Consider the following 14,123-nt stretch of genomic DNA (forward strand, 5'->3'; position numbering starts at 1 on the left):
CGTGCCCCGCAAACTGCAGGCAGGAGCAGCAGATTCAAGTTCAACACAAGCTGCTGCTCATTCAAGCCTTGCGCGTTCAATCGGCGCGAATTCTAGCTTAAATCAGCCAGATACGCATCCAGCGCAGCCTGATCGAGGTGGTAGTGGCAAATCTCGCGGCCGGCCGCTGTGGCCAACACCGGCACCAGATCGCCAAAACGCTCTTCCAGTGCCGGATCATCATCGATATCGATCCACATCACGGCCAGATTCTGGCTGGTCAGTTGCGCACGCATCGTGGTACACAAACTGCAGTACTCCCTGCCATACAGTTTCAGCACGGCTGCATCACTCCGGCGCCTTGAGAATCAGAAACAGCGACTGACCGTTACGCAAAACACGCAAAGGGATGGTTTCATTGGGCTTGAGTGCGGCCAAGCGCTGTTTGAGCTGGTTCATGCTGGTCAGCGCCTGGCTGCCGATGCCAACGATCACATCACCTTGCATGATGCCGGATTTGGCTGCTGCGCCAGAAGAGGAAACAACCTGCAGACCGAAACGAACCCCCAAGTCCTTGAGTTGACGCGCATTCAACTCCTGCAAGGACATGCCAAAGCGGCCGCCATCATCGGATTGCTGCCCGCCACGATATTCTCGACCGGCACTGCTTCGATCCGGCTGATCCAGTTCACCCAGCGTCACGGCAAGATCGACGGTTCTCTTGTCGCGCCATACCTGGATTGCAGCCTTGCTGCCAGGCTTGGCACTTGAAACCAGGCGAGGCAAATCGGAAGAGGAAGCCACGTTGCGGCCATTGAATTTCAGAATGATATCGCCAGCCTTGATTCCACCCTTGTCTGCCGGCCCCTCATCTTCAACCGAATTGACCAGTGCGCCGGCCGGCTTGGTCATGCCGAATGCCTTGGCCAATTCTTCGCTGACATCCTGAATGGTAACGCCGATGCGTGCGCGCTGGACTTTGCCATGGACCTTGATTTCATCCACCACTTTCATCGCCACATCGATGGGAATGGCAAACGAAAGCCCCATATACCCGCCGGAGCGGCTATAGATCTGCGAATTGATGCCGATGACCTCGCCATTGAGGTTGAACAGCGGGCCACCGGAGTTGCCGGGATTCACGGCCGCATCGGTTTGAATGAACGGCACGAAGTTTTCATCCGGCAAATTGCGCCCCTTGGCTGAAACGATACCGGCCGTTACCGTGTTTTCCAGGCCAAAGGGTGCGCCGATGGCAACCACCCATTCACCCACCCTGAGCCGATCCACATCACCGATCGTGACCTTGGGCAAGCCGGAGGCTTCAATTTTCAGCAATGCCACATCGGTACGTGCGTCCGAACCGATCACCTTGGCCTTGAACGTACGCTTGTCGGTCAGCTTGACCGTGATTTCGCTGGCCTCGGCCACCACATGCGCATTGGTCAGGATGTAACCATTACTCTCGACGATAAAACCTGATCCGAGCGATTGGGACTGGCGTTCACGTTGCTGACCGCGCCCCATTCCCGGCGGAATCGGAAAACCGAATCGGCGAAAAAACTCCAGGGTATCTTCGTCGACATCAGCCCCACCGCCCGAATCGCGCACAACGGAGGTCGTGGAGATATTGACCACCGCCCGCCCTTCTTTTTCCACCAGCTGCGTGAAATCAGGCAGTACTTGCGGTGCCGCTTGTGCAGCACCCATGAATCCACATGCCAGAAGACCGGCAATGAGCCATTTTTTCATGGTTTTCACCCTCACCGAATAGTTGACTTGTTTTTACAGGAAGAAAGCATGGGCAAACCCGGCTCTTGCCGGAAAACGATCACCGGCTCGGCCATCAGGTTTTTGCGCCCAGTCTTGAGAAACAGCATTGCCGCAGCACAGCCCAACACCGCACCCAGCAATGCCGAAAAATCGCCCAGAACCTGGGCATAAGCCAGTTGCCCGATCGCAGCACCGACCAAGAGGCCAACCAGGGGCAGGCCATAGCCCAGCATGGCGCTCTTCAGCAATACGCCATCGGCCACTGCCACGCGCACCAGATCGCCCGGCTGCGCATCCAGCGGATTACTCACACAGAATTCCTGTTTGTCACCCCGGAACAGCCGTGTCATTGCCACGGTCTTGCAGCCCGTTTCCGGGTCGCAACTGCCACATGGTGTATGCGGACGGATCTTTACCCACGCATGCTGCTGTTCTACGCGAATAACAACGGCTTCGTTTTCAATCATTTTTCTGCCGGTTTCTCAATCAAACGATAAGCCTTGGCAAACAATTCAACGGTCTCCGGTGGCACCTCGCCCAATGCTGTGATACGGAAATTTCCATCACGCCAGCCATAAACCGAAAGTGCGCCTTGCCGCATGGCGCCGCCCTTGGCTTCAGTGGCCGTTACCTGCTCGACAAACACGGAAACCGTGGTGATGCCATCGGAATACAGATGGTGCAATACCGGCTGCGTCCGGCCCGACAAGGTCCGCTGGGATTGCTGGATCATGCGAAAACCGGAAGGAACGGTTTTGGCATCCCATTGCGCGGCCAGGGCCGCAGATGCCGTTACAGGCTTTTCAGCGCTCAAGGGCTGTACCGGATAGACGGGTTTGAGTTTGCTGCGATCGACATGATTGCCGATCTGCAACTGGGAAAAAGCGTACAGATCATAGACTTCCTGCTTGAAGCCCAGGGTGGCGGCCTTCAACAGCAAACCACTATCGACATGCGCCCACAATCGATGCGGGTAACGCATGCGATCACGCGGCTCCAGATCGATGATCTCGGCCTCGACGCCCGCCACACGTTCACGCCCCACACGCCGCAAGTTGTAATTGAGCAGGATTTCCGCCGGATTATCAGGCAGCAGGCGCGGGAAAAGCCGGCCATTGTTGCGCGGATCGAAACTCTTCAGGCGCGAGCCTTCGGCAAAATAGGCACTGACCTGGTCGCCATGTCGGATCATTTCACGCGGCGGACCATCCAGCATTTCCCGACGCTCGCTCACTACGCCGCCTTCGACTACATGGCAGATACCGACGCTTTCGATATGTTCGCCATGCTGCTGGACATAGACCCCCTGAAACGAGGTTATCGTCGGCGCGCGCGCCACGCGTTCCAAAAACTTCAATGCTTCGGTATCGGACAACCGGGGCGCGGCCGCGGCAGTACCGGCCAGCAACATCAAGCCCATCAAGAAATTGCGATGCAACATCATTCAGCGCGCTTCAACAGATTGAAAATTGGCCCGGACAATCTCGCGTTCGGCAAACAGATTGCCATCGCTGGCACGGTGCGCCTCCAGATAGGCGCGCAGCGTCGATTCGGTTTCCTGCGCCACCTGTACCGCGGCAGGCTGGGCGGGTTCGTTGACGCGCCAGACGGCTACGCCGACAAATGCCACCGATGCAGCCATGGTCAGCGGCACCAGAATCTTGCGCCCGCGCGACAGCTTGCGGCGCATGGCGCGCGGCGCCACAACAACCGGCTCGGAAGACAGTCGTGCAGAAAATCGCAGCATGAACCGGGAAGAACAGGATGGGCAACCTTCGATCGCATCAAATGGTGCGCGCCAGGCATTCCAGGCATCAAGCAAGGCGTCATCTTCCCGTACGGCCTTGAGAAGTGCATCAAGCTCGGATGGGTCCAGCTCGCCATCCATCAGTGCCGAAAGTTTTTCTTTGCTCATTTTCACATCCATCTCGTTTACCAGCGCTTGTCCTTGCCCACGGATTCCAGCAGCGGGCGCAATTTAGCAGCGATTGCTTCCCGTGCGCGGAAAATCCGCGAACGCACCGTCCCGATCGGGCAATTCATCAGGCTGGCGATGTCTTCGTAACTCAAACCATCCATTTCGCGCAAGGTGATGGCGACTCGCAGCTCTTCGGGCAAGCCGTCAACCACCTCGTTCACCGTAGAGACAATCTGCCGGTTCGAGAGTTCAGATTCCGGTGTATTGAAATCCGGAATTTGTTCCGTCACATCAAGAGACTCATCCTCATCCTCGCCGTAACCGGTGGCGATTTGAGGTCGACGACCATTGGCGGCCAGATAATTCTTCGCGGTATTGATGGCGATCCGGTACAGCCAGGTATAGAAAGCACTTTCGCCCCGAAAGGATGGCAAGGCACGGTAGGCCTTGATAAAGGCTTCTTGCGTGACATCTTCGATTTCAATCGGATCACGGATCAGGCGCGAAAGCAGGCGCGCGATCCGGCGCTGGTATTTCACCACCAGCAGCTCGAAAGCCTTTTTATCGCCATTCTGTGCACGCGTGACCAGCTCCTGGTCAATATCGCGTTCGGTGTGCGTCTCCAACAGACACTCCATGCGTTAAGTGTAACGAAACGGATATTTGCAACTGCATTCACAACTGCATCCATCTTATCTCACGTCAAATTGGGGCTAGTGTTGTGCATTACAACCACCGCAATGCACAAGAGCGCTCTGTTAAACTAGCATACTTGGCAATCCCTCCTGGAAACGTGTTGATCACCATGCAAGCATTCGACGTTCTTATCATCGGCAGCGGGCTTGGCGGCATGACCATGGCCTTGCATCTGGCCGCCACCAAGAAAGTAGGTCTCATCACCAAACGCGCGCTGCGCGATGGCGGCAGTGGCTGGGCGCAAGGCGGCATTGCTGCGGTGCTCAACGATTCCGACAGCATCGAGATGCATATCCGCGATACGCTGGTCGCAGGTGCCGGTTTGTGCGATACCGAAGCCACCCATTTCATCGTCGAAAACTCCAAGCAAGCCATTGACTGGCTGATTGACATGGGTGTGCCGTTCACCCGCGACGAAGACAGCGAGGCTGGCTACCATGGCTTTCACCTGACCCGCGAAGGCGGTCACAGCCAGCGCCGCATCATCCACGCTGCAGACGCCACGGGCGCCGCCGTGATCGACACCTTGGCCATCAAGGTCGCGGCGCATCCGAATATCACGGTGCTGGAAGAGCACGTGGCCATTAACCTGATCACTGAAAAAGAACCCGGGCAGGATAATAAACGCTGCTGGGGGGCCTACGTTTACGACAAGAAAAACGATACGGTAAAAACCATCCTCTCCCCCTTCACGGTGCTTGCCACCGGCGGGACCGGCAAGGTCTACCTGTACACCACCAATCCGGATGTCTCCACCGGCGATGGCATCGCGATGGGCTGGCGCGCAGGTTGCCGGGTGCAGAACATGGAATTCATCCAGTTTCACCCGACTTGTCTCTACCACCCTCATGCCAAATCCTTCCTGATTTCGGAAGCCGTACGCGGGGAAGGCGGTCTGCTGCGCCTGCCGGATGGCACACGCTTCATGCCCAAGCATGATGAGCGTGCCGAACTGGCCCCGCGCGATGTCGTGGCACGTGCCATCGACTTCGAAATGAAAAAAGGTGGTTTCGACTGCGTTTATCTGGATATCTCGTACAAGCCGGATGGCTTCGTCAAGGAGCATTTTCCGACGATTTACCAGCGCTGCCTGGAGTTGGGCATCGATATCACACGCGAACCGATCCCGGTCGTGCCGGCCGTGCACTTCATGTGCGGCGGTCTGGCTACGGATCTTTCAGGACAGACCGATGTTGGTCAGTTGTTTGCCGTGGGGGAAGTGGCCTGCACCGGCCTGCATGGTGCCAACCGTCTGGCATCGAACTCCCTGCTCGAATGCCTGGTACTGGGCAAGGCTGCGGCGGAAAAGATCCTTGAAAGCGAGCCGTCTGCCTTGCCTGTCATCCCGGAATGGGATGAGAGCCGGGTTGGTGATGCCGATGAAGAAGTGGTGATTTCGCACAACTGGGATGAATTGCGCCGTTTCATGTGGGATTACGTCGGCATCGTACGTACCAACAAGCGGCTGGAACGCGCACTGAACCGCATCCGCCTGTTGCAGAACGAAATCCAGGATTACTACCGCAACTTCCGTGTTTCCAATGACCTGATCGAATTGCGCAATCTGGTGCAGACTGCCGAGCTGATCGTGCGCTCCGCCATGGAACGCAAGGAAAGTCGCGGTTTGCACTTCAGCCGCGATTATCCCGACCTGAACCCCGATCCGAAGCCCACGATCCTGACCCCGCCCAAGAGCTGATCTCGCCGCACCCGTGCTGCCAGCACGGGTGCGCCTCAAGTTCAATCAAACTGTACCGTGTAAGTTGCGCCCACCGTGCTTTCATCATTGCCCAGGCGCGTCACCAAAGCCCAGCGCTTGCTGAGCTGCAGCGACAGTTTCACGCCGTCGCGCAGGCCGGTCAGACTCTTTTCCAGCGAAATGCGCAACTTGCGCCCAAGCTGCTTGCTGACGGTCACGATCTGCGTCGATTTACCGTCCGTTTCCGTTATGCTGCGCATGCCAATGTCATCGATACCGATATTCTGCAGTATTTCATCGGTAATACCCTGGCCCTGATTATTGCCTGCCAGCAAGGAATTGGCCGCCTGCAGCAGCAAGGCAGCATCCGATTTTTCCATTCCCTCGCTACCATGACCGAACAACAGCCAGGACAGCTTTTCGGTATCGGTGACAGCGGGCTCGGAATACAGCTGAACACGCGGATTCATGGCAGTGCCCAGCACGCTGACACCGGCCTCAACCTCCTGATTGCGGCGCATGGCCAAGATATCGAGGCCCGGATTTTCGACCGCCCCCTGGAAAGACAACTGGCCTCGTTCGATTTCGAGGCGCTGCCCCCAGGCCCGATAGGTGCCTTCCTTGACGCTAACCACGCCATTGGCGGCCAGCGGCCTGGTGGGTTGTGCACGCAGGCGCAGCAAGCCTTCCAGCTTGGCGTCCAGCCCATAGCCACGGAAGCGGAAATCCTCGCCCAGATCCACATCCAGCGAAAGCATGAACGCCGGCAAGACCCGAGGCTGGGCACGCTCACGCCCCAGCACCACCACGTCTTCCGACAATTTGGGAATATCGGCACTGCGATACTCGATATCGCCCTGATCGGCACGCAATCTGCCGCTGATATTGATCTGGCCTTTCTGGCTGGCGAGTTCACCCTCCCCCGAGATCACCAGCAACATATCGGAACGGCTGATCAAGGTAAGGCGGTTGGCGCTAATGCGGGCGCGACCTGCCGGCATCTCCTCGCGCAGATCCAGAACGCCCTCGGCCTGCACGCTGCCCTGCCCGCCCTTGAAACTGGCCTGCTGCAGATCGATGCGCTGGTCCGCCAGCCCCATGCGTATCGTGCCTTCATTGAGATTCACGCCCGTGGCAAGATCACGAACCGACAAGTCATCGCCATGGATATTGCCGGACAGCCGCGCGGTTTTGAGTAGCCCCTCCCGCCGAACATCAAACGCCACCCGCCCGCCCAATTGCAAATCCGGCCCCAGCAAGGCATTGAAGGCAGACAATTGTGGCAGCTCGCCACGCGCAGAAAGTGATACCGGCGTACTTTCGTCCAGCTGCAGGCGATCAACATCGACGCGGGCATTCCCCTGCAGATTGACCCGACCATAGCGGGTGGATTCCAGCAAGCCCTGCAATTCGATCCGGTTATGCACGGCGCTCAATTGCAACCAGCTTTCGCGCAAGGCGAACGGGATACGGTTACCGGGCGGGCCGCGCCAGACACTGTCGCCACTTTCGCGCACCACCCGCACCTGGCCATTGAGATCTTGCCGGTGCTGGTCAAGCTGCAAATCCCAGTTGCCACCCGCCACCAGATCTGAAGCGTAATCCGTGGCACCGGCGAGTTTGAGCCAATCGGCCACGGCCAGTTGGGTAAACGTGCCTCGCGTCTGGACGCGATCAGGATTCCAGCGTGTTTGCTGCAAGTGCAATAGCGCTTTTCCCAGCTGCCAGCGAGAATCGCCCAGTTCCACCCGGCCAGCCTCAATGGCCAGTGATGCGGGTTCGTTCAACCGCAGTACGGCCGGCCCTTGTGCGAGGAACTGCTGAACACTGCCTCGCCAGTTCCAGGCCGCATCCAATGCGCCAGCAAGTTCTGCCTGCAGTTGCACGCGCGGCATGGCGCCAGTGGCCACGCTCAGGGAAAGATTGCCGCGATGCTGATTGCGGCTGCCATCGATTTGCGCCTGAATCCGCTCCAGCCGCCAGGATTGATAGCTGGCCTGGGCAGCCTCCAGGTTCAGCCGCAGCGGGGCTTGCAGGCCTTGCTGCAGATGCGCGTCAAGCCGTGCGCTTTTGATGGCAATCCCTTGCGGCAAGCCCAGGTCGCTCAGATTGAGCTGACCATCCAGCACCGGATCGGCATAGGTGCCGGCGATACGCACACTGCCCCGCGCACTGCCTGAGAATTCCTTGCCCAGGCTACGCAGTGAAGGCCAATCGAGCATGATGTTCAAAACATCACTTTTCGCCCCCAGCGCTCCGCGTGCTTCGAGCCGGTTGCGCGCGAGCATCAGCCAGAAATCGGCATCCGCCAGGCGTTGCTCATCCAGCCGCAAACGCCCCTGCCCGGTCAGCGTTTCGCCATTGAAAACACTGTCACCCAATCGATAATTCAGCGCCACCACCGGCTTGGGACGCAGCGCGCCTTCGGCACTGAATTCACCGGACAACCGGCCTGCGGGGATATCGACAAATTCGGCTGGATTAAGGCGGTTGAAATCGCCGGCCAGTTTGAAATCGAGCTTGCCATCGAGTGCCAGCTGGCCTTTGCCGGCCATCCGGCTGGCACCGCGTTGCAGCATGGCCTGCCGGATTTGCAGGCGCCGCTCGCGCTGGGGATTGATCCAGCCCAGATCTGCCTGCAGGCTGACCTGTCGGGATGCGTCCTTGAGATCGGCCAGGATATCCGGTGCTAGCCAGGGTCCACGCAAGGAAAGCTTGCCCGACAACGTCGTCGCCGGCTGGCGATCCCAAAGCCTGGCCAGATCCAGCCCGGCCACCGTCAAATCCAGCGCCAGCTTGCCAGCACCAACCGTCCCAGCGCCTTGCAGCTTGCCGCCACGCAGACGTGCATCCAGACCGGAAAATTGCAGCATTTCACCGGCGTAGGATAAATCGGCCCGCAAGGCGTCAAGCGGGATCAAGCCCGTGTTCGCAGCACCAGGGCGATGGTTGGTCACTGCCAGCTGGCCTTGCGCCGAATCTTCTCCGGTCGGCTTGAGATCAAGCAGGATATCCAGTTCAGCCTGTGGCAAGCCTGCCAGCAGCCGGGAGGGATCGATGCGATTGAGTTCAATCCGGCCATCACGCAACATCTGGTAGGTATACGGTGCAAACAGATCAAGACGCGCGGCCAGATTGCCACGCGCCTGGGGATTCTCGACCTTGGCCTGCAATTGCAGCGCGCGCAACTCACCTTCAATGCTACCAGCGGTATGAAGTGCATGCCCCTCCACCTCGCCGCTGAAATCAAAATGCGCCTGCGTTGCGAACGGCATTTTGCCATCAAGCAACAGGTCGGCCTGCAACTGGCCAATTTGCGTGATCAGCCGGGTCAACTCAAGCCGGTGATGGCGGCCGGTCGAAGACAGGCTGAAATGAATGGAAGAAAATTGCAGTGCCGGTTTTTGCAAACGGATGGATTCGATTTCCGCCTGATCCAGCACAATGGCCACGGGCAGGCGCAGATCCGTCGGGGCGACGGTTGCGGCTTTTTCCGGCGGCCCCGGCTTGAAGACCAGATCAACCTGCCCGGCCTTGAATGCAGTCAGATGGATACGCTTGAGCAAGAGCGCATAAGGCGACCAGGCCAGCGCCAGATGATTGGTCGCCAATTGCAAATCCGGCGTATCGACTCGCACATCACTGAACGTCATCTCGCGCCAGAGCGATCCCTCCAGCTTGCCGACCTGGACAAAACCGGTACGGTTGACCTGCTGCACCAGCCAATCCCGCCCCGGCTGGGTATCAAGACCCAGCAACAGCATGGTCAGCAACAAGGGCGGCAGCACGATCAGCGCCAATCCCCCCCACAGCAGGCGACGCAACCATTTGCGCCAACATGAAGAGGATTGGGCTGGAGCCGGGATACTTGATTGTGTCATGGCGGTCAGAATGCCAGGCCCAGTGCGATATGCAATCGCCACTGCTGTTTATCGATGCCACGCGCAACATCAAGCCCGAGTACCCCGGCCGAACTGACCCAGCGCGCGCCGAGGCCTGCGCCCGTCACGGTGGAAACATCCTGCCAGCGATCCGCCGCCCCACCGTGATCCACAAAGGCGGCGGCACGCCAGTCGCGCCATACCGGCAGCTGATATTCGAGCGATGCGGTTGCCATCACGCGTCCTGGTGTGACGGAACCAGATGCCTCAACGCCAAGGCTCTGGTAGTCATACCCTCGTACGCTGCCCGCACCTCCGGCCCGGAACAGGTAATCGGTGGGCACACTGGTCTCCTCATGGGAAAAGGTCTGCCCCAGCTCACCCCGCAAAATCAGCACACCCTGACGCCCCATCGGCCAATAGCGCACCCCCCGGCCATACAAGCGCAAGAAAGTGGCATCCGACAACAGTTTGTCGTAGGCACCACCCACTTCAAACTGCACGAGCTGGCCCCGGCGCGGATCCCGCACATTGTCGACATCCCGCCGCAACCAGTGGAAATTCAGTGCCAGCGTTTTGGGTGTTTCCTCCGTACCATCGGCATACTCGCGTCGTTCGGTCAGATATTCGGCCGACCAGATGCGGGTGAATTTGAATTCTTCGCGCTGGCGTGCAATCCCGGTGCGCCAGGTATGGCTGAGCAAGCCCTCGACATCGCTGCGCAGATAACCCAGATGCACGCGGTGCTGATAATCCGAGGATTGCGGCGGAAAGGTTACCGAGGTTTCTGCCGCCTGCTCATACTGCTCCAGGCGCAGCTTGCTTTCCGAAATCCAGCCGCGGTCAGCCAGGTTCAGGTAACGGTAACCCAGGGAAGTCTCATAACCGGTATCGGTGCTGTAGCCCAGGCCGGCGGTCACTTTGTGGCGCGGAGCTTCACGCACATCGATGCGTACCGGCACCTCATAAGGAGGATCTTCCGTAACCGGCGTATCGACCACCACCAGGGAAAAATGTGGCAGATCGTGCAGGCTGCTTTGCAGGTCGATGAGTTGATCGCGCTGGAAATCAGAGCCGAGCATAAAGCGGGCCTGATTACGTATCAGGGAATCTGGATAACGCTCCAGCCCCTTGATCTCTACTGCACCGAAACGATAGGCCGCACCACTATCAAGCACCAGCGTGAGTTCGGCAGTCTGGGCAGCCGGGTCGATGCGGGCTTCGCTTTCCGTGATCTTCGCGGCGGCATACTTCTTGTCCTGCAGCAGATTCTGGCTACGCCGCTTGGCGGCATCCCAGGCCTCCTGCCGGAATACTGCGCCTTCCGGCAAGGGCCAGCTCTCCAGTATGCGCGCCCGTAAACTTGCCAGCTCCTGCGGCATAGCGCTGATCGCACCGCCTATTTTCAGATCGACCTTGGTGATGCGAACCGGGCTACCCGGTTCCACCTGCAGGCGCACCTGCGAAACATCGGACCTTTTCTGGTAATCCACCTTTACCTGCGGTGAAAAATAACCTTCCGTTTCCAGCAGACTGGAAACCTCGGTCGGCGTTGCCTCGATCAGGCGTACCAGTTGCTCTTCGGTCATGCGTTGCGAGGTCTGCGAGCGAACGATGTCCAGATGCTGGTTCAGCAAGGCACGCATATCGGAAGGCGCTTCGATATCCACACCATAGCGGAACGATTCTGCCGCCCAGGATGGCAGAACCAGCCCCATCGCCCACATTACGACTGCCAATTGCCGCAACTTCATCGAGAGTCGCCACACGTTTGAAGATCTTCTTACTGTACACCAGCACGCATCGGCACAAGAAATGTTCTCGAAAACTGTTCTCAGGGCCTGTAGAGCATGCGCCAGGGGAAACCCTACTTATCGCTATATAGGCATGAATATTGCGTAGAAATGTTCACAAATAAAATCGAGGATACAACAATGCATGACACTCCCGCCGTTGCGGTAGACCTTATCCCGGAACCTTATTGCCATCAGGTCCTTCCGGCGCTACGACTTGAGCGCCATGACGAACCCTCTGCGTGTGCCATCAGGATCAAGGGGTATGCACATGACGATCAGCCCTGCTTCTATTTTCATAGCTGGACATTGATGGAAGAGCGCTTTGATTGCGAGGACAGCGCCTATCTGCTGGCCACCTACTCGGAATGGATGATTGCCTGGCGTCTGAAATCCGGTCAATTGGTCAGGAAAAAATGTCAGATTGATCGATTGAAACAACCGTACCGACAACAGGACTCGCTGCATGAACTTGAAATTCTGGACAAAACGGATATGCGACTGTGAATTGTTGTTGAACCCACAAATTGTTTCCGCTTTGTTGGCTGATCAACAGGCAATCACCGTAATATTCATATTTTTATAACGAATTGAGCTGGCATATTTCCTGAAGGTCAATGAAGTAAAGCTGCAACGACTTCGGTTTGTACACAGACATTGCCGATACCGGTCAAGGCTTCAGCGCAAACAATGATTTTTCCCATCTGCGAAACGGATAGTAAAAGGTGAATCTCATGAGCATGGCATCCCATCCCGCGTCCAAATTGGTCGGCAACCTGTCGGTCGAAACTCAATTCGGGGCATACCTGGGTGCCACGCGTATCCGACTGCTGGAATGCATCGATCAATACGGATCGATATCCAAAGCGGCCAAAGCGGTACCTATTTCCTACAAGGCCGCTTGGGATGCCATTGATGCGATGAACAATCTGGCCGAACAACCACTCGTGCATCGTGCAACCGGTGGAAAAAATGGTGGGGGCACCACGCTCACCGATTACGGCCGCAAGATCGTGGCGCTGTACCGGGCCATGGAGCAGGAATACCAGAATACGCTGGACAGATTGGCCGGGCGACTGAATCAGCTGGAGGGTGGCGATATCCATGATTTTCAGATGCTGCTGCGGCGCATGTCGATCAAGGCGAGCGCGCGCAACCAGTTCGCTGGCCCGATCGTGGCCATGCGCGAAGGTGCGGTCAATTTCGAGGTGTGCCTGAAACTGGATGATGCCAATGAAATTGTTGCCGTGATCACGCGGGAAAGCGCGGAAAACATGGCACTGGCCATCGGCCAGGAAGTTCAGGCTTTGATCAAGGCACCATCGGTGATCCTGCTTACCGACAATAGCGTCCGGACAAGTGCCCGAAACCAGTTATGGGGCGAGATCAGCCATATCCATCCGGGCGCGGTGAATTCGGAAGTTACGCTGACCTTGCCGGGCGGCAAGACACTGACTTCGATTGTGACCTGCGAAAGCGTGGAAAACCTGAAATTGGCTGAAGGTCAAAAGGTCTGCGCCATTTTCGAGGCATCCAGCGTCATCCTGGTTTCCTATCTCTGATTTTCACTGCAACAACATCAACAAGGGAGCTTTATCATGATTCGTACACTTATTCTCGCTGGCATCTTTTCCGGTACATCCGTCCTGGCCGTAGCCGATGAAGTCCATGTCGCCGTTGCGGCCAATTTCACCGCTCCAATCAAGCAGATTGCGGTGGATTTTGAAAAAGACACCGGACACAAGGCTGTGGTTTCCACCGGTGCCACTGGCGCGTTCTATGCCCAGATCAAGAATGGTGCGCCCTTCGAAGTCTTTCTTTCCGCCGATGACGAAACCCCGGCCAAGCTTGAAACTGAAGGCATGGCCGTTGCAGGCAGCCGTTTCACCTATGCGATTGGCAAGCTGGTGCTCTGGAGCGCCAAGCCGAGCTTCGTCGATGAAAAGGGCGAGATCCTGAAAAAGGGTAACTTTGCCAAGATTTCCCTGGCCAACCCCAAGACAGCGCCGTACGGTGCAGCGGGTGTCGATACCATGAAAAAACTGGGCGTATTCGATGGCCTGCAGGGCAAAATCGTGCAAGGCGAAAACATTTCGCAAGCGTATCAATTCACGGCGACGGGTAATGCCGAACTAGGCTTCGTAGCCCTCTCGCAAGTCTGGAAAGATGGCAAGCTGACTTCCGGTTCGGGCTGGCTGGTGCCCGCCGATTTCTACAGCCCAATCAGGCAGGATGCCGTAATCCTTGCCAACGGCAAAGGCAAGGCTGCGGCAGAAGCACTGGTCAAGTACTTGAAGAGCGACAAGGCCAAAGCTGTGATCAAATCCTACGGTTACGAAATCTGACCCTGATCGGCCATCTGAACTGGCCTTTACCAAGTGACG

At 57.5% G+C, this 14,123-nt stretch carries 12 protein-coding genes; 4 read left to right on the forward strand and 8 right to left on the reverse strand.

Annotated features, from left to right (window positions below):
- Window positions 1-92: 92 nt before the first annotated feature.
- The 6 genes from AC0KVQ_RS04670 to rpoE are packed head-to-tail and all read right to left on the reverse strand — an operon-like array spanning window position 93 to window position 4,308.
- A complete protein-coding gene (locus AC0KVQ_RS04670; protein WP_473419969.1) occupies window positions 93-320 on the reverse strand; it encodes a glutaredoxin family protein in 228 nt (75 codons plus the stop codon).
- A 7-nt stretch (window positions 321-327) separates the two neighbouring features.
- Window positions 328-1,731, reverse strand: coding sequence for a DegQ family serine endoprotease (locus AC0KVQ_RS04675; protein ID WP_473419970.1), 1,404 nt, complete (start codon window positions 1,729-1,731; stop codon window positions 328-330).
- An 11-nt stretch (window positions 1,732-1,742) separates the two neighbouring features.
- Entirely contained in the window at window positions 1,743-2,219 is a 477-nt protein-coding gene (locus AC0KVQ_RS04680) for a SoxR reducing system RseC family protein (protein WP_473419971.1), read from the reverse strand.
- A complete protein-coding gene (locus tag AC0KVQ_RS04685) occupies window positions 2,216-3,196 on the reverse strand; it encodes a MucB/RseB C-terminal domain-containing protein (protein WP_473419972.1) in 981 nt (326 codons plus the stop codon). Before AC0KVQ_RS04685 ends, AC0KVQ_RS04680 begins: the two co-directional genes overlap by 4 nt.
- Window positions 3,197-3,667 carry a sigma-E factor negative regulatory protein gene (locus AC0KVQ_RS04690; RefSeq protein WP_473419973.1) on the reverse strand — a complete coding sequence of 157 codons (471 nt, stop codon included), beginning with the start codon at window positions 3,665-3,667 and terminating at the stop codon, window positions 3,197-3,199. It abuts the gene before it with no gap.
- 17 nt (window positions 3,668-3,684) lie between these two features.
- Entirely contained in the window at window positions 3,685-4,308 is a 624-nt protein-coding gene (gene rpoE, locus AC0KVQ_RS04695; protein ID WP_473419974.1) for an RNA polymerase sigma factor RpoE, read from the reverse strand.
- A gap of 167 nt (window positions 4,309-4,475) precedes the next feature.
- Here rpoE and nadB point away from each other — a divergent pair, with 167 nt between their 5' ends.
- A complete protein-coding gene (gene nadB, locus AC0KVQ_RS04700) occupies window positions 4,476-6,065 on the forward strand; it encodes an L-aspartate oxidase (protein WP_473419975.1) in 1,590 nt (529 codons plus the stop codon).
- 41 nt (window positions 6,066-6,106) lie between these two features.
- On the opposite strand, the gene AC0KVQ_RS04705 is transcribed toward nadB, so the two are convergent.
- On the reverse strand, window positions 6,107-9,946 hold the full coding sequence (locus AC0KVQ_RS04705; RefSeq protein WP_473419976.1) for a translocation/assembly module TamB domain-containing protein: 3,840 nt from the start codon (window positions 9,944-9,946) through the stop codon (window positions 6,107-6,109).
- A gap of 5 nt (window positions 9,947-9,951) precedes the next feature.
- On the reverse strand, window positions 9,952-11,700 hold the full coding sequence (locus AC0KVQ_RS04710) for an autotransporter assembly complex protein TamA (protein ID WP_473419977.1): 1,749 nt from the start codon (window positions 11,698-11,700) through the stop codon (window positions 9,952-9,954).
- A 180-nt stretch (window positions 11,701-11,880) separates the two neighbouring features.
- On the opposite strand from AC0KVQ_RS04710, the gene AC0KVQ_RS04715 reads away from it, so the two are divergent.
- The 3 genes from AC0KVQ_RS04715 (at window position 11,881) to modA (ending at window position 14,084) form a co-directional block, all read left to right on the forward strand.
- Window positions 11,881-12,246, forward strand: coding sequence for a hypothetical protein (locus tag AC0KVQ_RS04715; protein WP_473419978.1), 366 nt, complete (start codon window positions 11,881-11,883; stop codon window positions 12,244-12,246).
- 227 nt (window positions 12,247-12,473) lie between these two features.
- A complete protein-coding gene (locus AC0KVQ_RS04720; protein WP_473419979.1) occupies window positions 12,474-13,301 on the forward strand; it encodes a TOBE domain-containing protein in 828 nt (275 codons plus the stop codon).
- A gap of 36 nt (window positions 13,302-13,337) precedes the next feature.
- Window positions 13,338-14,084, forward strand: coding sequence for a molybdate ABC transporter substrate-binding protein (gene modA, locus AC0KVQ_RS04725; RefSeq protein WP_473419980.1), 747 nt, complete (start codon window positions 13,338-13,340; stop codon window positions 14,082-14,084).
- The last annotated feature ends 39 nt before the right edge of the window (window positions 14,085-14,123 follow it).

It is taken from the genome of Formivibrio sp. oc-25 (assembly GCF_055810895.1).

Excerpts from the sequence above, each read along its gene's own strand:
- AC0KVQ_RS04680 (WP_473419971.1), bottom strand. The coding sequence starts at position 2,219 with ATGATTGAAAACGAAGCCGTTGTTATTCGCGTAGAACAGCAGCATGCG.
- modA (WP_473419980.1), top strand. The coding sequence starts at position 13,338 with ATGATTCGTACACTTATTCTCGCTGGCATCTTTTCCGGTACATCCGTC.
- rpoE (WP_473419974.1), bottom strand. The coding sequence starts at position 4,308 with ATGGAGTGTCTGTTGGAGACGCACACCGAACGCGATATTGACCAGGAG.
- AC0KVQ_RS04710 (WP_473419977.1), bottom strand. The coding sequence starts at position 11,700 with ATGAAGTTGCGGCAATTGGCAGTCGTAATGTGGGCGATGGGGCTGGTT.
- AC0KVQ_RS04720 (WP_473419979.1), top strand. The coding sequence starts at position 12,474 with ATGAGCATGGCATCCCATCCCGCGTCCAAATTGGTCGGCAACCTGTCG.
- AC0KVQ_RS04715 (WP_473419978.1), top strand. The coding sequence starts at position 11,881 with ATGCATGACACTCCCGCCGTTGCGGTAGACCTTATCCCGGAACCTTAT.
- AC0KVQ_RS04690 (WP_473419973.1), bottom strand. The coding sequence starts at position 3,667 with ATGAGCAAAGAAAAACTTTCGGCACTGATGGATGGCGAGCTGGACCCA.
- nadB (WP_473419975.1), top strand. The coding sequence starts at position 4,476 with ATGCAAGCATTCGACGTTCTTATCATCGGCAGCGGGCTTGGCGGCATG.
- AC0KVQ_RS04685 (WP_473419972.1), bottom strand. The coding sequence starts at position 3,196 with ATGATGTTGCATCGCAATTTCTTGATGGGCTTGATGTTGCTGGCCGGT.
- AC0KVQ_RS04705 (WP_473419976.1), bottom strand. The coding sequence starts at position 9,946 with ATGACACAATCAAGTATCCCGGCTCCAGCCCAATCCTCTTCATGTTGG.
- AC0KVQ_RS04675 (WP_473419970.1), bottom strand. The coding sequence starts at position 1,731 with ATGAAAAAATGGCTCATTGCCGGTCTTCTGGCATGTGGATTCATGGGT.